The 22,243-nt window shown below is 32.4% G+C and carries 16 protein-coding genes and 1 tRNA gene; 4 read left to right on the top strand and 13 right to left on the bottom strand.

The features are described from left to right. Positions 1 to 131: 131 nt before the first annotated feature. A complete protein-coding gene (locus ACKTTV_RS04450; protein WP_408029608.1) occupies positions 132 to 1,625 on the top strand; it encodes an ankyrin repeat domain-containing protein in 1,494 nt (497 codons plus the stop codon). 139 nt (positions 1,626 to 1,764) lie between these two features. Here the strand turns inward: ACKTTV_RS04450 and ACKTTV_RS04445 are convergent, their stop codons facing one another. From ACKTTV_RS04445 to ACKTTV_RS04430, 4 genes are all read right to left on the bottom strand, one after another. Next, entirely contained in the window at positions 1,765 to 3,306 is a 1,542-nt protein-coding gene (locus tag ACKTTV_RS04445) for a glycine--tRNA ligase (RefSeq protein ID WP_408029607.1), read from the bottom strand. A 146-nt stretch (positions 3,307 to 3,452) separates the two neighbouring features. Then, positions 3,453 to 4,331, bottom strand: coding sequence for a hypothetical protein (locus tag ACKTTV_RS04440; protein WP_408029606.1), 879 nt, complete (start codon positions 4,329 to 4,331; stop codon positions 3,453 to 3,455). A gap of 25 nt (positions 4,332 to 4,356) precedes the next feature. Beyond that, complete coding sequence (locus ACKTTV_RS04435) at positions 4,357 to 5,223, bottom strand: hypothetical protein (RefSeq protein WP_408029605.1); 867 nt, start codon at positions 5,221 to 5,223, stop codon at positions 4,357 to 4,359. Positions 5,224 to 5,288: 65 nt separating this feature from the next. Further along, positions 5,289 to 5,849: a class I SAM-dependent methyltransferase gene (locus ACKTTV_RS04430; protein ID WP_408029604.1), complete on the bottom strand. Its 561-nt coding sequence runs from the start codon at positions 5,847 to 5,849 to the stop codon at positions 5,289 to 5,291. 191 nt (positions 5,850 to 6,040) lie between these two features. On the opposite strand from ACKTTV_RS04430, the gene ACKTTV_RS04425 reads away from it, so the two are divergent. Both ACKTTV_RS04425 and ACKTTV_RS04420 read left to right on the top strand, forming a co-directional pair. Continuing rightward, positions 6,041 to 6,586: a ComF family protein gene (locus ACKTTV_RS04425; RefSeq protein WP_408029603.1), complete on the top strand. Its 546-nt coding sequence runs from the start codon at positions 6,041 to 6,043 to the stop codon at positions 6,584 to 6,586. A gap of 54 nt (positions 6,587 to 6,640) precedes the next feature. Beyond that, positions 6,641 to 8,236: an Ig-like domain-containing protein gene (locus tag ACKTTV_RS04420; protein ID WP_408029602.1), complete on the top strand. Its 1,596-nt coding sequence runs from the start codon at positions 6,641 to 6,643 to the stop codon at positions 8,234 to 8,236. A gap of 38 nt (positions 8,237 to 8,274) precedes the next feature. Here ACKTTV_RS04420 and ACKTTV_RS04415 read toward each other — a convergent pair whose 3' ends face one another. The 6 genes from ACKTTV_RS04415 to ACKTTV_RS04390 form a co-directional block, all read right to left on the bottom strand. Next, on the bottom strand, positions 8,275 to 9,969 hold the full coding sequence (locus ACKTTV_RS04415; RefSeq protein WP_408029601.1) for a glutamine--tRNA ligase/YqeY domain fusion protein: 1,695 nt from the start codon (positions 9,967 to 9,969) through the stop codon (positions 8,275 to 8,277). A gap of 163 nt (positions 9,970 to 10,132) precedes the next feature. Continuing rightward, positions 10,133 to 11,035: a sensor histidine kinase gene (locus ACKTTV_RS04410; RefSeq protein ID WP_408029600.1), complete on the bottom strand. Its 903-nt coding sequence runs from the start codon at positions 11,033 to 11,035 to the stop codon at positions 10,133 to 10,135. After that, the gene (locus tag ACKTTV_RS04405; protein WP_408029599.1) at positions 11,025 to 11,471 is read right to left on the bottom strand and encodes a hypothetical protein; all 447 of its coding nucleotides are present in this window, start codon (positions 11,469 to 11,471) and stop codon (positions 11,025 to 11,027) included. Before ACKTTV_RS04405 ends, ACKTTV_RS04410 begins: the two co-directional genes overlap by 11 nt. A gap of 398 nt (positions 11,472 to 11,869) precedes the next feature. Next, positions 11,870 to 13,714: a M1 family metallopeptidase gene (locus ACKTTV_RS04400; protein ID WP_408029598.1), complete on the bottom strand. Its 1,845-nt coding sequence runs from the start codon at positions 13,712 to 13,714 to the stop codon at positions 11,870 to 11,872. Positions 13,715 to 13,807: 93 nt separating this feature from the next. Continuing rightward, on the bottom strand, positions 13,808 to 15,448 hold the full coding sequence (locus tag ACKTTV_RS04395; protein ID WP_408029597.1) for a S8 family serine peptidase: 1,641 nt from the start codon (positions 15,446 to 15,448) through the stop codon (positions 13,808 to 13,810). A gap of 10 nt (positions 15,449 to 15,458) precedes the next feature. Beyond that, positions 15,459 to 16,304: an MBL fold metallo-hydrolase gene (locus ACKTTV_RS04390; RefSeq protein ID WP_408029596.1), complete on the bottom strand. Its 846-nt coding sequence runs from the start codon at positions 16,302 to 16,304 to the stop codon at positions 15,459 to 15,461. A gap of 524 nt (positions 16,305 to 16,828) precedes the next feature. Here ACKTTV_RS04390 and ACKTTV_RS04385 point away from each other — a divergent pair. Continuing rightward, positions 16,829 to 18,490, top strand: coding sequence for an O-antigen ligase family protein (locus ACKTTV_RS04385; protein ID WP_408029595.1), 1,662 nt, complete (start codon positions 16,829 to 16,831; stop codon positions 18,488 to 18,490). A gap of 94 nt (positions 18,491 to 18,584) precedes the next feature. Here the strand turns inward: ACKTTV_RS04385 and ACKTTV_RS04380 are convergent. The 3 genes from ACKTTV_RS04380 to ACKTTV_RS04370 all read right to left on the bottom strand — a co-directional run bounded on the left by ACKTTV_RS04380 (position 18,585) and on the right by ACKTTV_RS04370 (position 22,003). Next, positions 18,585 to 18,655 (bottom strand) — tRNA-Cys (locus tag ACKTTV_RS04380). Positions 18,656 to 18,711: 56 nt separating this feature from the next. After that, a complete protein-coding gene (gene folB, locus ACKTTV_RS04375) occupies positions 18,712 to 19,074 on the bottom strand; it encodes a dihydroneopterin aldolase (protein WP_408029594.1) in 363 nt (120 codons plus the stop codon). Between the two features lie 106 nt (positions 19,075 to 19,180). After that, on the bottom strand, positions 19,181 to 22,003 hold the full coding sequence (locus ACKTTV_RS04370; protein ID WP_408029593.1) for a WD40/YVTN/BNR-like repeat-containing protein: 2,823 nt from the start codon (positions 22,001 to 22,003) through the stop codon (positions 19,181 to 19,183). Positions 22,004 to 22,243 lie beyond the last annotated feature (240 nt).

The raw sequence follows: 22,243 nt of genomic DNA, 5'->3' as shown, positions 1-22,243 counted from the left end.
TAGTGTTTTTCTATTGATTTTTTTATTTAGAATGATTTTAAATAGTTAGATTTGTCAATGTTGTTCTTTCAACCTTTTATTGGAAATACCAACATAATGAAACTATAAACTAAATAAACAGATCATTTGATATGAAAACACACGTGATACTACTCTTTCTTTTTCTATCATTCGGAATAAATGCACAAGAGAAAAATATTTTTTTAGATAGAGATTTTTGGAAAGGAAAACCAACGATTGCTCAAATAAAACAAAAGATAAAGGAGGGGCACGACCCTATTGAGAAAGGACCTTTTGCTTTCGACGGAACTGCCTATGGAATTATTGATGACGCTCCTGTTGAAAGTTTGAAATATATGCTTACTCTTAAAGGAAATCCGGCAAACAAACAAACTCATGGAGGAATCCCATATTTATTATGGGCTGCTTATAAAGGAAACAAAGATTTAGTTAAACATTTATTGGAGCTTGGAGCTGACCCTAACTTTAGTTCTTCAAGAGGGACTAATATGTTACTTATGGCTGCAATAGGTGGTGTCGAAGATAAATCTATTTATGACTTAATTTTTTCTTATGGTATTGAACCTAGTCACAAAAATAAATCTGGAGCCAATGCTTTAATGGTATTATCAGGTTCTAAAGCAAAGGATTTATCAATATTTCAATACTTTTTGGATAAGGGTGTTTCAATTAAATGCGAAGATAACGATGGTAATAACCTTTTTAATTACGCAGCAAGAGGTGGTAATTTAAATGTAATGAAGCTCTGGGTTAATAAAGGAGTATCCTATAAAACCATTAATAAAAAGGGTGAAAATCCAGTATTGTTCGCCTCTTATGGAAGGAGAAGAAGAACACTCGATATGGAAGTTTTTAATTATTTATCAAATGAACTGAAAATGGAAATTGATATGGTAAATTGGGAAGGGAAGTCTCCTTTACATTTAGCATCAAGAAGAGCTACACCTGAGTTGCTTGATTTTTTTATTTCAAAAGGAGTTTCTCCTAACCAGGTTGATGAAAATGGAAATATAGCTTTGATAAATTCTGTATCGTCAAAGACTGAGAACCTTGAGAAATTACTGCCACATACAAACAATATAAACCATAAAAACAATAAAGGTGAATCGGCATTAACTTTGTCTATTATGAGGAGGTCTAAGAAAGCTTTTGATATTTTAATCGAAAAAAAAGCAGATCCTTTAGTGTCAGATAAAGAAGGTATGAATTTACTTCATCATGTATTTAATGGTTATAGTAAGAAAAGAAAAGAAGAAGCTTCGCATATGATTGCAAAATTGCTAGAGGCTGGAGTCGATCCTAAGTCAACAGATAAAAAAGGAAATAACTTGGCTCATATAGCTATTGAAAAAAGTAGTCCTTTTTTACTAGAAAAAGCCATTGAATTAGGGGCAAATATAAACAATCAGAACAACTTAAATTTAAGCCCATTGCATTTGGCCGCAATGCAAGCTAAAAATAAAGAGCTATTGAACTTACTTCTGGAAAATGGAGCTAACAAATACCTTACAACTGATTTTAACGAAAGTGCTTATGATTTAGCAATGGAAAATGAAATCTTGAAAAAGGAGAAGGTTAGCCTAAAATTTTTAAGAGTGAACTAAATCAGCGAAAATAAAGTAGGATTTTCAACTAAAACCTAATAGTTCGAAGAAACCTACTAGTTTTAAATTTAAATCATTTATTAATAAAAAAACCTATCTGAACTCAGATAGGTTTTTGCGTTATTTAAAAGTAGTTTTATTACATTTTTTGAAGCCAGGTACGTACATCTACCTCTTCTTTGATAATTGCTCTTAAATCGTCTATTTTAACACGTTTTTGCTCCATTGTATCTCTATGACGTATGGTAACAGTGTTGTCTTCTAAGGTATCGTGGTCTACCGTAATGCAGAAAGGTGTTCCTGCAGCATCTTGACGACGGTAACGACGTCCAACAGCATCTTTTTCATCATAAGCAACATTGAAGTCCCATTTTAGGTCATCTACAATTTTACGTGCAATCTCAGGTAAGCCATCTTTTTTAACCAAAGGTAAAATAGCTGCCTTAACAGGAGCCAATACAGCTGGTAACTTTAACACAACTCTTGTGGTGTTATTGTCAAGCTCTTCTTCTTGTAATGAATTAGCAAAAACAGCTAAGAACATTCTATCTAAACCAATAGAGGTTTCAACTACATATGGTACATAACTTTTGTTCTCTTCATGATCAAAATATTGTAGCTTTTTTCCAGAGAATTCTTCGTGCGCTTTTAAATCAAAGTCAGTTCTAGAATGAATTCCCTCTAATTCTTTGAAACCGAAAGGGAATTTAAATTCTATATCGGCAGCTGCATCAGCATAGTGTGCTAACTTTTCATGGTCATGGAAACGATAGTTATCTTCACCCATTCCAAGAGATAAATGCCACTTTAAACGAGTTTCTTTCCATTTTTCATACCATTCTTTTTGAGTTCCAGGTTTTACAAAGAATTGCATTTCCATTTGTTCGAACTCTCTCATTCTAAAAATGAACTGGCGCGCTACAATTTCATTTCTAAATGCCTTACCAGTTTGTGCAATTCCAAAAGGAATTTTCATACGTCCGGTTTTCTGAACATTTAAAAAGTTAACAAAAATACCTTGAGCAGTTTCTGGACGAAGATATACTTGCATTGAACTATCAGCGGATGCTCCTAATTGTGTTCCAAACATTAAGTTAAACTGTTTAACATCTGTCCAGTTTTTACTTCCAGTTAAAGGATCAGCAATTTCAAGTTCTTCAATCAATAATTTAACATCAGCCAAATCTTCATTTTCCAATGATTTTGCTAACCTGCTTAGTATCGTATTAATTTTTTCCTGATAGCCAAGAACTCGAGGGTTTGTTGTCACAAACTCTTCTTTGTTGAAAGCTTCGCCAAAACGCTTTTGCGCTTTTTTTACTTCCTTCTCAATTTTTGCTTCAATCTTAGCACAGTAATCTTCCACTAAAACATCGGCACGATATCTTTTTTTACTGTCCTTGTTATCAATAAGAGGATCATTAAAAGCGTCAACGTGGCCTGAAGCTTTCCAAGTAGTTGGGTGCATAAGAATTGAGGCATCGATACCAACAATATTTTCATGCATTTGAACCATGGCTTTCCACCAATAGTCTCTAATATTTTTCTTAAGCTCAGCTCCATTTTGAGCGTAGTCATATACCGCACTCAATCCGTCATAAATTTCAGAAGATTGAAAGATATAACCATATTCTTTTGCGTGCGAAATTACTTTTTTAAATAAATCTTCTTGTTTTGCCATTTTGCAAAAATAACAGAAGCTTTTAAACTATTGTTAAATCCATAAAAAAAAGTGAAGATTTTTAACCTCCACTTTTGATTTTTATAATACTTATGAATTCAAATAAGTATTTGTTATGTGTTTTTCTTACAATATGTTATGTGCGTTTATCTTAAACTAACAGATGAGTTTCCAGAATATTCTCCTTCGACAAAAGCACTTATGGTGTATTTTCCTTTAAATATCTCATCGCGATTAACCAAAATAAAAGAAACTAAGCTTAATCTGGTATTATTATAATTTACCAAAAGAGAATCGCTGTATTGAATTCTTGCACCATTATTTAAGCTAGCTTTACCTTTAGGGGTAATTACATTCTTTTTTTCATCAATAATTTGAATGTATACTCTTTTCTTTCCAGCAGTAGTTACAGCATTTTCTAGTAAATCAAAGTTAACCTTAAAAGCGTCGGTTCTACTTGATCTGGAAGTGCTAGTAAGTTTTCCACTGCTTCGTTCTTTCATAGCAATCACCTTCACTGGACTTATTTCAATTTTCGAAGCAACAGCAACTTTAGCTTCTAACTCTTTGTTTTTCTCAATTAACTCGGTGTTTACTGTTTCTTTTTGACTTAAAATTTCGTTAGTAATTACATTTTCTTGAGCTAAGGCTTGATTGGCGGAGTTAAGCGAATCAATTTTTATAAATAAACGTCTGTTTTCTCTTTCCAGACTTGCTATTTTACTTCTATATTTTCTTATTAAGTTGTAATTGTTTCCTTCTAGTTTGGCTACAGAGTCACGTAAGTTTTTCATTTTTTCAACTTCAACTCGTAGTCTCTTCGAAAGGCTTTTCTTTCGCACAACAACATCGGTGTAGTCTTTAATCATTTCGTCTAAGGCATTCTTCAAATCTTTCTTTTCTTGTTTAAAAACACCTTGGAGGTCTTTTATTTCACTAGAGACTTTTAGGTTGTAGAGTGTTAAAAATAAAACAGCGAACAAAAGAACTATTAAAACCGCATTTTTTGTAGTGTTTGCTTTCATTATAATTCAGGGGATTTTAGGGTTGTTATTTTAGTTTAATAATTGATTCTTTTAAGTATTTTCCATTCACATAAATTTTTACTTTGTAGTTTCCTTTTTCCATTTTTTCCTTATCTACGTCAATTAACGACATGATGGCGAGTGTGTTGTTAAAGTAGTTGGCTTTTAGGGTATTGGTGTATATAATTCGTTTTCCATTTTTTAGCTGAGTCCTTCCCTTTACGTAAATTACTTCGTTTTTCGGATTTATTAATTGTATGTAAATTGGAATTATGCCTTTATCGATGATTTTGTTTTCAAGTAGATCAAATTTTACACGGAAAGCATCTGTTTTCCATGATCTATATGTCGTAGTTAGCTTGCCACTACTTTTCTTTTTCATGGCGCTGAAATCGACATTGGAAATTTCAAGAGCTGTCGCCGTTTCTATTTTTCTTGATAAAGCTCTATTACTATTGTAAAGTTCAGAGTTTAACTGTTCTGTTTCACTTAATATTCCTTTTACACTATCATTTTCAATAAATAAGTTTTGATTAAGTTTACTAATAGAATCTAATTTATTCAGTAATTCCTTATTTTCCTTTTCTAAATTAGAAATACGCTTCCTATACATGCGTAAAAGGTTAAAGTTAGATACTTTTAAACCTTGAATAGTGTCTCGTAAAGATATAGCCTTTCCTAGCTGATCTTTAATTTTACCTGAAAATTCATGATTTTCGTAGTTAATACTTTGGTATTCTTCAATTACCTGTTGCAGTTCGTTTTCGAGTTCTTGCTTTTCAGTATCAAAAGCATCTTTTAACATTGAGAAGTCTCTAGAATTCTGGTAGGCCAGAAGACCGATGAAAATAACTAACAAGAGTAAGAAGGCTATTAATCCTTTATTTTTCAAATTTTTGGCAACCATCTTAAGGGGGAATTACAATGGATAAAACTAATAAGTTTTACGCTAAAATACTATTTTTTAACACATTTGTAAATAAAAGCGGGAGGAAAATTTAGTGTTTCGAAGTCTAATGCGATATTTTTTCCAAAAACTTCCTTTAATTTCTTTAGGTATGACAGGGAATATTGGTACTGAATGAAAACTCCATTTTTTTTTAAGGATGAGTGGCTGTTATTCAGTATTTTACTGGAAATTTGTTTGGGTATGATGGTCAAAGGCAAGCTAGAAACAATAGCATCTACTTTTTGAAACCCTAATTTTTCAATTTCGGAAGTAATGTTTTCAGCTGATTCTTTAAGTACAATAAGTTGTGGATGCTCAATCTCTGTAAGTTCTTTGTAAAAGACATCGTTTATTTCAAAACATATCAATACTGCTTCTGGGTTTAGTTTTCCTAGAATATTTTTGGTAATCGCCCCATTTCCTGGTCCTAGTTCTATGATTACTTTAGAATCGGAAAAATTAATATTGCTAAGCATTTTGTTAGCCAAAAACCTTGAGCTAGGAACTAAGGTCCCTGATGTTTTGTAATTTTTTACCGCCTCTTTGAAAAAACTTATTGTTTTACTCACAATACTGCTATAATTTAATATCTTACACAAAAAAGCTATTGAAAATGAAACCTTTGAAGGATGTATTCTCTATTTTCTTTCCTAATATATGTGTCAATTGTCAATCAAGACTTTTAAGAAATGAGCAATTTTTATGCATTGTTTGTTTAAATGATCTCCCTGTTATAATATATAACGACACAACAAAAAAAATGTTACAAAATATTTTCTTTGGGAAAGTGCCGGTCCAAAATGTTTATTCTTTTTTGTATTTTAATAAATATGGAATTACTAAAAAGTTAATTCACGAGTTAAAATACAAAAAAGAACAAAACATAGGAACTTTTCTTGGAAGAAGGATGTGTTATGAAATTGAAAAATTAAAGTTGTTTAGTGATGTTGATTGCGTTTTACCCGTACCATTGCATAAGAACAAGCTTAGACTAAGAGGCTACAATCAAGTTGATAAATTTGGAGTAGTACTTAGCAATTATTTACAAGTACCTTATATTCTGGGTGTATTAAAAAGAGTTTCGAGAAGTGAAACCCAAACTTTAAAACAACGATTTGAAAGGTTTTCAAATGCAGATTCGAAATTCCATATTTCAGATGTTGATTGTCTTAAAAATAAACATGTTTTGTTAATTGACGATGTAATTACAACTGGAGCAACATTGGTTTCTTGTTGTGAAGAGTTGCTAAAAGTTAAAAATATCAAAATAAGTGTGTGTACAATGGCTTATACAGAGAATGAATGAGCATTGATTACCGTTATTTTACTACTTTTGGTTTTTATTTAAAATACTTGCTTAGTGAAGATAATATCAAAAACTTGTGTTTTTTTTCTGGTCGTATTAATTTCTAGTTGTGCTAGAAAAGGTAGACCTGAAGGAGGTCCTAAAGATGAGGATGCTCCAATTATGGTTACAGCAAACCCTCCTTATGAAAGCATTAATTTTGATAAAAAGACGGTTAGAATCTATTTTGATGAATATGTGGTTTTAAAAGATCTGACCAAACAGTTGGTTGTTTCACCTCCATTGAAAAATCCATTGGTAATAACTCCGCAAGGAACTCCAAGCAAATATTTTAATATTAAAATACTGGATATGTTAAAACCAAATACTACTTACACTTTTAACTTTGGAAATGCCATTCAGGATAATAATGAAGGGAATAAGTTGGAAAGCTTTAAGTATGTGTTTTCTACAGGGACTACTATTGATTCTCTTGAGGTAAGTGGAAGCATTACTCATTCTTTTAACAGAGAAAAAGAGAAAAATATTAGTGTTTTATTGTACAAACTTGATAGTTCATTTACAGATTCAATTGTTTATAAAAAGAAACCAGAGTACGTAACAAATACATTAGATTCTACCCAGTTTAATTTTACAAATATTAAAGAAGGGAAGTATTTTATGATGGCTTTGAAAGAACCTGCTAATGATTATTTGTTTAATCCAAAAACGGATCAATTAGGGTTTATAAATGATACCATTGTGTTACCAAGAGACAGTATTATTGCAAAAGAAATAAGATTGTTCAAGGAAAAGCAACCGTTTGTATTAAAACGCCCGAAGGAATTATTCAAAGGAAAACTACAATTTGGTTTCCAGGGAGGAAAAAAGGATTTAGAAATAAAATTGTTATCTAAAACTCCTGAGCCATTTGAATCCTTTACTCAATTTGAAAAAGAAAAGGATACTTTATATTATTGGCATACGCCAATAGAGGCTGATTCTTTAAACTTTTTGGTTACAAAGAAGGATTATATTGACACTATTACAGTTCGGTTGAGAAAAAAGAAGATTGATTCCTTAAAAGTTACCTCAAGTATTTCGTCTGTGTTGAATCCAAGAGACACGTTGTTTTTAGAAACAAATAATCCAATAAAAACTATTGATTCAACCAAAATATCATTTGTTGATAAAGACACAATCAATGTGCCTTATAAATTAAAAAAGATAAATTCAAATAAGGTTGCCGTTTTGTTTGAGTCAAAGAAGAACTGGAATTATCGTATGCAAGTTTTACCAAATGCTATAGGCGATTTATATCAAACAAAAAATGATACTCTAAACTATCAGTTTGGAACAAGAGATGTTGAAGATTATGGTAGTATTGTATTGGATGTTCAAAATAAGAAAAACAAAACGGTTATTATCCAGTTATTATTAGGAGATAAGGTCGCTATTGAAGAAGTAATAAAATCGTCTAAAAAGATAACTTATGAGTTATTAGAACCAAAAGAATATTCAGTTAGAGCAATTATTGATGAAAATGAAAATGGTGTTTGGGATACTGGTAATTATTTAAAAAGGATTCAACCCGAAAAAGTAATTTATATGCCTCAAGAATTTAAGCTTAGAGCAAATTGGATACAAAACGAAATTTTTGAAATTGAATAAAAAAAGTCCGCAAATCGCGGACTTTTTTTTGGATGGAATTATTTTTTGTTAGACTTAGCCCAAGTGTCTCTGAGTCCAACAGTTTTATTAAATACTAGTTTTTCAGGAGTTGAATCATCGTCAACATTGAAATACCCTAATCTCTGGAATTGAAAACGATCTCCTATTTTAGCTTCCTGTAAGCTAGGCTCAACAAAAGCATTAATGGTATTTAAAGAATCAGGATTTAAAAACTCCATAAAATCTTTGTCTTTATGACTATCTGGTGCTTCATCAGAGAATAAACGATCATAAACTCTTACTTCAGCATTTACGGCATGCTTAATAGATACCCAATGCAATGTACCTTTTACTCTACGCTTACTTTCTTCAGTACCACTTCCAGACTTACTTAAAGGATCATAAGTACAGTGAATTTCCGTAATATTTCCTTCATCATCTTTAATACAGCTCTCACCTTTTATGATATAGGCATTTTTTAAACGAACTTCTTTTCCTAGAGTTAAACGGAAATACTTTTTATTCGCTTCTTCTTTGAAATCCTCTCGTTCAATATAAAGTTCTCTAGAAAATGGAACCTCTCTTGAACCTGAGTTTTCATCTTCTGGGTTGTTTTCGGCAATTAATACCTCTTCTTTATCTTCAGGATAGTTGGTAATTACTAATTTCACAGGGTTCAATACTCCCATGACTCTATTAGCCGTTTTATTTAAGTCTTCTCTAATCTTAAACTCCAACAAAGCTACATCAATAACATTTTCTCTTTTCGAAACTCCTACAGTTTCAACAAAACTTCTTATCGAAGCAGGAGTATATCCACGCCTTCTTAATCCGGAAATTGTAGGCATCCTTGGGTCATCCCAACCAGAAACAATTCCTTGCTCTACAAGCTTCATTAACTTTCGTTTACTCATTACGGTATAACTTAAGTTAAGACGTGAAAATTCACGTTGTTTCGGAGCTAATGGATAGTTCGACTTACTGTAATCGTATACATTATCTCTAAACCAATTATACAGCTCTCTATGAGGTTTAAATTCTAATGAACATAAAGAGTGAGAAACTTGCTCTATATAATCACTTTCACCGTGAGTCCAGTCGTACATTGGATATATTACCCAGTCATTACCTGTTCTATGATGTGCTTTTTTAAGTATACGATACATGATAGGATCTCGCATTAACATGTTTGGAGATGCCATATCGATTTTAGCACGTAAAACATGTGTTCCTTCTTCAAACTCACCATCTTTCATTCTGGTAAATAAATCAAGATTTTCCTCAACAGAACGATCTCTGTATGGTCCAGCAACACCAGGCTCGGTTGGAGTACCTTTTTGTTGCGCCATTTCTTCAGAAGATTGAGAATCTACATAAGCTTTACCATCTTTAATCAATTGAACAGCCCAGTCATACAATTGCTGGAAATAATCAGATGAGTAACATTCACTAGCCCATTGATAACCTAGCCATGAAACATCTTTTTTAATAGCATCAACATATTCTTGCTCTTCTTTAGCAGGATTAGTATCATCAAAACGAAGGTTCACAGGAGCGTTATAATGCTCTCCTAACCCGAAACTGATACCAATCGCTTTTGTATGTCCAATATGCAAATAACCATTAGGTTCAGGAGGAAATCGAAAACGTAAATTTTCCTTTGGCATTCCATTAGCCAAATCTTCCTCGATTATTTGTTCAATAAAGTTTAACGATTTTTTTTCTTCTGACATTTCTTTTATATCGCGTGTTAATGATTCACAAAATTACGTAAAATAGTTGAGGTATAAAGCGATTCTAAATCAACGTGTGAAGAGGAGATAAATTAAAGAAAATTTTTGTTGCTAGTAATTATTATTCCTGCAATTTCGATGGTGCAGTAGTAACAGTAAACTCTTATTGATCTAAAAGATTTGATTCAGGAGTTTCAAAGTTTTTGGGTAATGTTATGATAAAAGTAGTTCCTTTTTTAACTTCAGACTCTAAATCGATAGTTCCTCCAAGGCCAAGAACAATTTTGTGAACTATTGAAAGACCAATACCTGTATTGTTTTTGTTACTTTCATCGAGGGTTTCGAATAAAGAGAATATTTTCTTCTGATATTTTTTTGGTATGCCAGGACCGTTATCTTTTATATAGAAAATATGGTCATTTCTGTTCTCATTATGGGAAACAGTTATTGTTTTCTCTGTTTTAGTATTGTGTTTAATGCCATTTTCGATTAGGTTGAAGAAAAGATGAAATATCTTCACTTTTTCACTATTGATGATGGGTAATTTGTCGTTAACAATAAGGTCGACATCGGTATGATAAAAGGTTTCGTAAATTTCATTAATACATTTACCAACATCTACTTCTTCAATAGGAGACTTACTTTTACTTATTTTTGAATATTTTAAAACACCATTGATCATGTTTTCCATTTTTTCTATTCTCTTTTTCAAAAGAGTTAGATAGTCCGAAACCCCTTGATAGTTTTTATCCTCTAGGTCGGCTTCGATAAACTCTGATAATGAATGTATTCCTCGCAAAGGAGATTTTAAATCATGAGAAACTAAATGGGCATATTCTTCTAGTTCTATATTGTTTTTTTCAAGAACCTTATTCTTTTCTCTAAGCCGTTTTTTTTGGAGTTCAATTGTTTCGTACAAGAAGAATAAACCAGAAAGCAATTCGGCTTTTAATTCATTTTCATCATACGCAGAAATGATATCGTTTTCAGATATAGAGCATTTGTCATTTGAAATATCAACAATATGCTGAACCACCTCTTTTAAAAATTGAATACTAACTGTCATTAGTAGATAATTTTAAGGCTTCTTCTCTTGAACTTACAAACTTATAATCCATATCCTTAAATACTGAATATAGAATAAACTTAGCAGCAAGTTTTAATAGTACGTTCGATCCTATATAGATGTAGATACGGTTCATTTTATCACTCAAAAATGTTTTAATTCCTTCTCTTATTTCGGCGCTTGGAGGTTTTGATCGTGATAAATCCACAATTAAATTATAGGATTCATAGTCTTTTGTTATCTTAAATAACCATTCTCTTTGAATTTTTATTTTGTGCATGTTATGATGTGTTGTTTCATACATGTATAAGACGTTGGGATGACAGAAGAAAACTGTTGAGATAATAGCTTCTTTGTCTTCTTCAGTTAAGTTTTCTTGGGGATCGACGAGATCTTTACAGTTTTTTAAACGTTCTTCTAATTCGGTAATTGTCATAATTAATAGTAACAGTATTAAAACTGTCAGGAGCTCATTGAATCTTAGAATGCTAAAATAAGAGTCACCTGATTTTATGTGTTTTATTTCGATAAAAGCCCTGTAATAGTCGTTGTATGTTATTGAATTTGAGTTAAATTTTTCTGGGTTCTAGGGGCCTGTTTATAAATCCTATTTTTCAACAACAATTGTATTCTTGATTTCGACTATCTAAACTTAATTTATTTTATTTACACATGCAACAATATGAAAATTAATTATTTATAGTTTTTTGAAAGGATTGTGTAAAATTCGAGCTCTTTATTTCATGTTAGTAAAATCAAAAGTTATTTGTTAGATTTTATATAAACAAAAAAAGGCGGAGAAAACTCTCCGCCTTTTTTTGTTTTTTTCTATTCTTATTGAATAGTGAAAGTATTGTTTGAAAGATTTTTATCTGCCATAAGTTGAGAAGGGTCTATTTCAACAGACTTTACATTTTTCGACGTTGAAAATGTATATGTCGGATGTGCAAAGGTCCAGTCTTCAATAACTTTTGCTTTGGTTGGTTTATTTCCTCTCATCATTCTTAAAGGAATGTTGAACATTTCCTTAGAGCCATCAGTATAGGTAATTTCTACATCAATTGGCATCGGCATTTGTCCTACACGTTCCAATGTAACATTTTTACCATCAATTCCTTTAACACCATAATCGATTGTATGCGTTGTTTGTGTCCACTCGTTTAAGTACCAATCTAAATGGATTCCAGAAACTTTTTCTGCAACCCTTTTAATATCGTTAGGCGTTGGGTGCTTGAATGAGAAATCATCAAAATATTTCTTCAAAGTTTTTTTAACATTTTCACTTCCGATGATGTATTCTAATTGGCATAAAAAGATACTTCCTTTTGAATAACTACCCATGCTGTAAGCTCCATTGGTATGGTATCTGTCGGCATGCGTTGTTAAAGGTTCTTCAGCATTTTTATTAACAATATAGTTGTAATGACCATAAGATCCTGAGTTAGGATTCTTTTTACCTTGTTTCATAATATCATTCACCGCTTTATTGGAAATATAGGTAGTAAAACCTTCATCCATCCAAGGGTGCTTTGCTTCGTTTGTAGCTAATAAAAACTGGAACCAGGTATGCGCTAATTCATGAGCGGTAACACCAAATAAACTTCCAAACTTACGTTGTCCAGTAATTAGTGTACACATGGCATATTCCATTCCACCATCTCCACCTTGAATAACTGAGTATTGTTTGTAAGGGTACTGACCGATGTTTTCACTGAAATAATTCATTAAATCGGCTGTTTTACTTTGCAACTTCTTCCAGTTTTCGATATAAGTTTTATCCATATCTTTTTTATAGAAGAAATGTAGCACAATACCATTTTTCATAGTATAGGTGTCGTGTATAAATTCAGGATCAGCTCCCCAAGTAAAGTCGTGTACATTTGGTGCTTTAAAATGCCAAGTAAGTTTTTTCCCTTTTGCAGATTCAACTGGAAGTCCATTGGTATCGTAACCGTGACCTATTTCTTGAGGATTTTGAAGGTACCCTGTTCCACCGACTGTATAATTTTTATCAATATGAATAGTTACATCAAAGTTACCCCATACACCGTGAAATTCTCTTCCTAAGTATGGAGGTGTATGCCACCCTTCAAAATCGTATTCGGCCATTTTTGGATACCATTGCGTCATAGATAAGGCAACGCCTTCTTTACTATTTCTACCTGATCTACGGATTTGTTTTGGAACTTGTGCATCAAAATCCATGTCAAAAGTTGCACTCTCACCTGGTTGTATAGGTTGGTTTAATGTAACTTCAAGAATGGTTCCTACGGTTTCGTGTTTTACATCAATTCCGTTTTGTTTTAAGCTTTTTACTTTAATATACCCTATTTCAGAAGGAGATAGCTTGCTAATACGATCGCCAACTCTTCTGTCTGGATCTTGAATGTTTCTTGAGCGAACATCCATTTGAGAATTTGGTTGGAATGCATTAAAATATAGATGATAGAAAACTTTGTTTAATACGTCAGGAGAGTTGTTGGTATACGTAATACTCTGCTTTCCTTTGTATTGAAATTTTTTCACATCTACATCAATATCCATAGTGTAATCGGCATGTTGCTGCCAATAACCACTTTTGTTCGTTTTTTGTTGAATTTTATCTGCTGTGTGTTGGTCTTGCGCTGAAGCACAACTCAATACAGAAATAGATAGTACTGCTAATATTAGTTTTTTCACACGAATAAATTTTAGTTAAATCGCTCTCTTTTATGCAAAAAGAGCATTTAATTTTCATAAATGCTCTTTTCAAATATACTTAAATTAAATTATTTATTTTCTTCCGTTCACCATTCTGTCTGCCATTCTTAAAGCATTGTATGCGTTAACAACACGTCCAGAAACAGATAAATCAGAGAAAGGAACTAAAATACCTCTTGGAGACGATTGAGATTGTGAACCTGGTTTTAAAACTTTTAAACCAATTTTAGTTCCAGAGTTCATTAAAATATGCTTTACCTGACTAGCTGATAGTTGTGGGTAATAAGAACGTACTAATGCAGCGACACCAGCGGCGTTTGGAGCAGCCATTGAAGTACCACTTTTTTTACCGTACTCATTTTCCGGAGTAGTTGAATATATATCAACTCCTGGAGCGAAAACGTCAACATTTATTTTACCATAGTTAGAAAAACTTGCAGGTAAGCTCTCATTGTAATTAGCACTCATAGCACCAATAGTAATGAAGTTATCGGCAATTTCATTTTTTAAATCTGGAGCATCATTAGGGAAAGTTTTTTCAACATCAATGTCTTTTCCGTCGTTTCCAGCTGCGTTAACAATTAACACATCTTTTTTGGCTGCATACTTTATAGCATCATAAACCCATTCTTTATTAGGTGAAAATGCTTTACCAAAACTTGTATTAATTACTTTAGCACCATTATCAACTGCATAACGAATACCTAAAGCAACATCTTTATCATACTCGTCACCATCAGAAACGGTTCTTACTGCCATAATTTTGATATTACCAGCAACACCATCCATTCCTTTATTATTTCCTCTGGTAGCACCAATAATTCCAGCTACATGAGACCCATGAGATTCTCCTTTCTCAGAATGCCCTGTATTTCCATCACCATATCCAGGGGTATCGTTAATGTCGTAAGCATTATCGCCAACAACTTCACGATAGTTTGTTTTTAAGTTTTCTCCGTTGATGGTTTTGTCTGCTTTTTTTAGTTCTTTTTCAAAATATTCTTTCGCTTCATCTATAGATGAAAAGTAACTTAGCATTTGTCCGCCAAAAGCCACAGCTCTTTCTAATTCGGGGCTTGGGTTTTTAATACTTTTTAAATCTTTGGCTGTATAATCGCTTTTTCCAAAGTGATCAGCTAAAATCTTCCCAGACTCAACACATCCAAATAGGTAGTTTCCGTAGTTTAACTTCGTTTTATGAGCTTCATCAACTTTCTTCTCTTGAAAAGCCTTTACTTCAGCTAATGTTTCAGCATCCGCGATTGATGGGTTCATTAAAATACGTTCATATTCTAAGTGCTCAGCATATGATTTTCCTAAGAAGTTCCATCCAGTGATATCGTCAACATAACCGTTTTTATCGTCGTCAATACCGTTACCAGCAACTTCTTTTTTATTAACCCAAGCAACATCCTTTAAATCTTCGTGCTTTAGGTCAGTTCCACTATCAACAACACCAACAATAACTTCTGTGCCATTTTTATCATTTAAAAACTTATATGCTTTTAAAACACTCATTCCAGGAATAGAGTCAGTTGCTAAATCTAAATGTTGCCAATTGTTTTCTTGGTATTCTGTTAAAGGTGCTTTCTTAGAAGCAATGTTAATTACAGTATTGCTACCTGCAGGAACAGGAAGTTTGCTTATTGAAGAACAACCAACTAAGGTTGTAATAGCCATAGCCGAATAAAATACAGGCTTCAAAACTCTCATAATATCAGTCTTAATTAAAAATGTCTATAAATTTATAACTCTCTTTTAAACGAACACCTTTTTCAGTATGTTGAACTGTACATAACTCATTATGTGCGTCATGTTCAAGGAACAAATAAAATTCCTTATCTGCGGCTTCATTTAAAAAAACTTGTTTTTCTTTAATGGTAAGTAGTGGTCTTGTATCATATCCCATAACATAAGGAAGCGGAATATGTCCAACCGTTGGTAATAAATCGGCCATAAAAACAATAGTTTTTCCTTGATATTCAATTTTAGGGAGCATTTGCTTTTCGGTATGGCCATCAACAAAAATTACGTCAAACCCTATTTGATCTTTGGCATTTCTATGAATGAAGTTCAGCTGTCCGTTTTCTTCAATGGGTAAAATGTTTTCTTTTAGAAACGAAGCTTTTTCACGTGGATTCGGTTCAACTGCCCATTTCCAATGTCTGTCATTACTCCAAACTTTAGCATTTTTAAAAGCAGGAATATAACCAGTACGATCATTATTCCACTCAATTACGCCTCCACAATGATCAAAATGTAAATGAGTTAGGAACACATCGGTTATGTCATCACGATGAAAACCGTATTTCGCTAAAGAAGTATCTAATGAAAAATCTCCAAACAAGTAGTAGTACCCAAAAAACTTATCCGATTGTTTGTTTCCTAAACCAGTGTCAACTAGGGTTAAACGATCACCATCTTCAATAAGTAAACAACGCATACTCATGTCAATCATGTTTTTATCGTCGGCTGGATTTGTTTTTTGCCAAATAGACTTCGGTACAACGCCAAACATGGCTCCTCCATCTAATTTAAAATTACCTGTTTCAATAGGATATATACGCATAGCTACAAAGATGCAGAATTTTAACTAATTTTTTGTTAATAAAAAGCAAAAGAGCTAATTTGGTTGTCAAAACAACCTGAATTCCAAATAGATGATATAGCTTTGAGTGTAATCAGACGTGAGTCAAACTCGGGTTACTCAAAACAACGATTGTAAAATTAATATCGGTTATGCAAAAAAAACTGCTAAACAATAGTTACGTCCCTTTCATTTTTTTGTGTGCATACATAATGATTGGGTTTGTTCCCAGCTTCAATGCACTTGAAACAAAACATACACATTTCTTGTTTGCTTCTATTCTTAACATTTTGAGTATAGTGCTGTTTTATAATAAACGATTCAGTATCCTTGAAAAAAGGGTTCCAACGGGGGTAAAATATTATATATTCCTTTTTTGGATATTGTTTTTTTGGGCATTATGTTCATCCACCTGGGCAATAAATAGGAATGAATCACTTTTATCAGCAATGCAACTGATGACTAAAATTATTAGTCTTTTTTGTGTGTTTTTATGGCTTTTTATAATGTCTAAAAAACAGATTTACTGGCTCTTTAAAGCTTTGCTTATCGCTTTATTGGTCGATAACTTTTCTGTAATAAATTATTTCTTAGAAAATAAGAATGTCGCCAGATCAAGTAAGTTGTTGAGTAATCTTTCTCATAATTACTCAAATATTAACATTCTGTCTGCTAGTTTAGTTTTAAAAGTTCCTTTTGCTCTTTTTTTTATAGTAAACGAAACAAAAAGATTTTGGAAATTCCTAGCTCTTTTTACTGTAGCGAGTACATTTTCAGTAACCTTGTTTATTTCTGCAAGAACAGGATTTTATAATTTACTCATAATTTCTGGTTTATTTCTACTATATATTTTACTGTTTAGGAGGAGGAAGGAGCTTTTAACTTATTGCGGCGTTTTATTGGTTTTTATTGGGGTAAGTATCTTTTTTACCCTGAATATTAATAAAGTAAATAGATATAAACTCAATAGAATTGAGCAAATGTTTTCACCAGATTTTCGTGTTAAAATAGATAACACTTCTCAAAAAAGTGTATTTACTAATCTATCGGGTCGTGAAATTTATTGGCGAAATGCAATAAATACATTTAAAAATTACCCTTTATTGGGGGTAGGATTGGGAAACTGGAAATTAAGCTCTAAGGACAGTATGATAACTAAGAATAGAAGTATTTCTTTTTTGCCTTACAGAGCTCACAATGATTTTCTTGAAATGGCAGCCGAGCTTGGGGTTTTTGGGTTGTTTTTATTTACAAGTATCTTTGTCTTACTTTTCTACTTTTGCATTAATTCGTTTCTAGATAAAGAGGTTGTGCATAAAAAGGACATGTTCTTTTGTTTGTTGCTAGCACTTGTAGTTTTTTTGTCTGATAGTATTTTTAATTTTCCTTTCGAAAGGCCTTCTGTTTTTATTTTATTTGTTTTAACATCTGGATTGATTTTATTTAACAATCCTCAATCTCAACCTTTGGAAAAGAAAAGAATACGTAAACCTATCGTAATCAATATAGTTTTTTTGGCAATACTTTCAATTGTGGTGTTTACTTTATTCTTTAATTGGAAGCTATTTTCTTCATCAATGTATGAAAAGAAAATATACTATTCAGTTAAAAATAAATCCTATGAAGACTTGACTAAAAATAAAACCTATACTTATCAAAATCTTGTCGACAAAATAAATACTCTCCCAAATCAGTTAGGAGCCGATGGTCAATCTTTAGAAATGTATAAAGCTATTTTTGCCAGAGCTGAAAAAAGATATAAACAGTCAATTGAACATTATAAAAATGCCATTGTACAAATGCCAAGTAATAAACTGCCTGTAAGAGGTCTTATAGAGGTATATTATCACAACCTGAAAAATAAGGATAGTGCGTTGTTTTATTCTAAAGATCAATTTAATAATTATCCTTTTGATAAGGGTAATTATTTAATATTGAGAGGTTTGTATAAGGAGGGTAAAGACACTGTTGAGGTAATGAATACTATGAATAGGTTTTTAAAGCATAGTCCGAATGAAGTTAAAACTTGGATGTCTAAAGCATATAATCATTATGTTTATTTTAAAAATAAGAAAAGAGTTGATGAGATTATAGATTCTGCCATAACCATTAACCCTGAAAGTAAAAAAGAATTAGAAGATTATAAAAAAGGGTTGGTAAAGGAATAAACTTATTTAGAATAACTATCAAAAGCCTTGTTTCATTTCCCTAAAAATTAAAAACCCTTGAAAATCATATCATATGATTAGCAAGGGTTTCCAGAGGTGTCGAGCGGATTCGAACCGCTGTAGATGGTGTTGCAGACCACTGCCTAGCCACTCGGCCACGACACCCTAATAGTGATTGGGATTGCAAATTTACACCTTTTATTGTTTATTGCAAATGTTTTTTAATTTTTACGAGTATCTTTTAAAACAATCACAACTTCTTCAACATTTCCACCAATTGGCGGGTTGATCTTAGCAACCTTAACCTCAGCTTCTTCCACTAAAGATAGCTCTTTAAATATACGATCTAAAATTCTTTTCGCTACATGTTCAAGTAACTTAGATCGAACGGCCATTTCTTCTTTGACAATATTATTTAAATGAACATAATCAACTGTATCTGCTAGCACATCTGATTCTGCAGATTTGGTTAAATCAGCTTTTACTTCAAGGTCAACTTTGTACTCTGAACCTATTTTTGCCTCTTCTTCTAAGCATCCGTGATTGGTAAATAAACGGATATTATTTACTTGTATTATTCCCATGGAGCAAAGATATTAATCTTTTAACATTGAAGTAGTATTTTCTAGAGAATAAAGCACTAATAAATTTAGATTTATGACATAAAAAAAGCGCCCTTAGGCGCCATTTTTATTTAACTTCAAAAGTTTGTTTCTCTCCTGAGTATTCAACGGTATATTTTCCTTTTGGTAAATAGTATTTTCCGTTCTTAGCCTTTTTTAAATCGGTTTCTTTGTTTTTCTTTAAATATGCTTTCTTGCCCTTTTCTGAAAAAGAAACATCGTAAGTAGCTTCATTAAATCCTTTGTTAGCATTTACTGAAATAGTATTTACGACAATGTCTCCAGATTTAACTGTCAGATCTACTTTTTTATCTGAATCAGAGAAAAAGGCTACCGCATGTTTTGGAGTATTTGGTTTTAACCATTTGCTCCATGAACTTCCCCAATATGAACTCTTTCTCAAGTTTTTAATAGGAAAAAGAGTATTCTTGTTTGTATCCTTTAATAAATGGAAAGAAGCGATGTTTGCTTTGTACAGGCTACGTCCATGAGTACCTAGTATCAATTCTTTTGCTTTAGGCTGAACTACCAAATCGTGTATTGCAACATTTGGGATTTTAGAAAATGGATGCCATTCTGTTCCATTGTTGAAAGTAACATAGGCTCCATTATCAGTACCTAAATATAAAATGTTCTCTTTAGAAGGATCTTCTTTAATTACATTTACTGGTGAAGTTGGAATATTATTAGCTATGTTTTTCCATGTTTTTCCGTAGTCATCAGATTGGAAAACATAGGTTGTGAAATCGTCAAAACGATATCCATTTAAGGTAGCGTATACTCGTTCCTTTTTATGCTTTGAGGCAATTACTCTACTTACCCATAAATCTTTAGGTAGATTTGTTGAAATATTCTCCCATGATCCACCACCGTTTTTGGTAACGTTAATAAAACCATCGTCAGAACCAACATATAATAATCCAAATTGGAAAGGACTTTCAGAAATGGTGGTTAATGTTCCATATGCCACATTTCCTTTTTTACCACCTTGAGTTAAATCTTCAGAAATAGTTTCCCAATTATTACCTTTATCTAATGAACGATGTAATTTATTTCCTCCTAGATAAAGAATATCTTGATTGTGTTTTGATAGTAAAATAGGAGTTTGCCAGTTAAAACGATAAGGATTTTCCCCTAGAGTATGTTTTGGTTGAATGTACTTTTGTCTTCCTGTTTCTCTATCAATTCTATAGTAGTTTCCAAATTGATAACCAGTATAAACAATGTTTGGATTTCTATCGTCAACAGCCACTTGCATTCCATCTCCACCCATTAAGTTTTCATAAGGGTTTTTACCATATTGTTTCCATGACTTGTTCACTTTCGCATTGTTGTTAGCAACCCAAACCCCATTATCTTGAAGACCACCATAAACTTTATAGTTTTTCTGGTTGTCGGCATATACAGAATAGAATTGTCCAACAGCAGGAGAGTTCAGTTTTGTCCAGTTTTCACCATCATCGTAAGAAATATTTAAACCACCGTCATTTCCGTCAATTAAATGTCCTGATTTTTTTGGGTTAACCCATAATGCTTGATGATCGGCATGCACATTTTCTTTACTAATCGAATTAAATGTTTTACCACCATCTTTCGACTTTAAAATAGGAACTCCTAAAACGTAAATTCCATTTTCATCTTGTGGATCAACTCTTACTTCACCAAAGTAATATCCATACGAATAGTATAAATCATCTAAATACCCATCGTGCGTTTTTTTCCATGATTTACCTCCGTTTGTTGTTTTAAAAACTTGAGCTCCAATTACAGGAGTATCAAAAAGTAAAGAGTTCGCATTTTCTAAATACTTTGCTAAATCAATTGGTTTTACAGATCCAGCACGTACCATTTGTTTAACGTTTTCAGCTCTATACTTTTCTTGGAAACCATTTGTTTTTAAGTAAGTATTCAACTTTTTATCCGTTAAGTTTAAAAAATCTGCAACGCTCATTGTTTTGAAATCTTCTTTGGTTAATGCACTTGAAGATTTCTTTTTATCTTTTTCTTTCTTTCTTCTGAATTGATTGTCATGAATGGCATATACCGTATTTTCATTAAACACAGCCAATCCAATTCTTCCTACTCCAGTTCCTTCAGGGAAACCATTTTTCTCAGTAACTTTTGTCCATGATTTTCCAGCGTCTGTACTTTTGTAAATTGCCGATCCAGAGCCATCTCCATCGAAATTCCAAGCTTTACGCTCACGTTCCCATGAAGCCGCGTACAAAACATTAAAGTCATTAGGCACTTGTTGAACATCAATAATTCCTGTTTTGTCATTTATAAATAACGTCTTGCTCCATGTTTTTCCTCCGTCTGTTGTTTTAAAAATTCCTCTTTCTTCATTTGGAGAATACAAGTGCCCAATGACTCCAACAACAACTTCGTTAGAATTATTTGGGTTTATAAGGATTCTTCCGATATGATGACTATCGTGTAATCCCATGTTTACCCATGTTTTTCCTTTATCTGTAGATTTTAAAATACCAATTCCTGCATATGATGAACGAGAAGAATTGTTTTCTCCTGTTCCTACCCAAATAGTCCCTGTTTTCCAGTCAACTGCAATATCACCAACGTTTTGTGTTGGAGAATTATCAAGAATAGGGGTAAATGTAGTTCCGTTATTATCAGTATGCCAAACACCACCGGATGCATACCCAACATAAAACTCCGCGGTATTATTTGGATTTACGTCAACATCTACTACACGTCCACTCATCACCGTTGGACCAATGTTTTTAAAAGGTATATTTTTAACAATTGAATTGTTATGAAGTGCTTCTTTATTTTTCAAAGATTGCTGGATAATCTCTGAAGAAGTGGGCGCCTGCTGCGCTACTACATTCATAGACAACAACGCTAAGGCTGCTTTTAGAATCGTTTTCATTTAGTTGATGTTTTGGTTGAAGTAATGAAAGTACTACAACCCATATCTAATTCAAAAAAATTAACACTTATTAAGATTTTCCTTTAAGCTAAGATTACATAAAAGTTAAAAAAAATCTTAGATTTGTGAGAACACGAAAATTCTTACATAAAATCGTTGAGATAATTTCATTAATCGCAAATTTTGAAATTAAAAGAGGTAATGGCTGATAGTAGCGGTAGCAAGATAGATTTAATGAAG

It is taken from the genome of Tenacibaculum xiamenense, assembly GCF_964513065.1.
GTDB lineage: Bacteria > Bacteroidota > Bacteroidia > Flavobacteriales > Flavobacteriaceae > Polaribacter > Polaribacter xiamenense.
The sequence above is the reverse complement of the archived record's forward strand: the minus strand, read 5'-3'. Positions and strand labels throughout refer to the sequence as shown.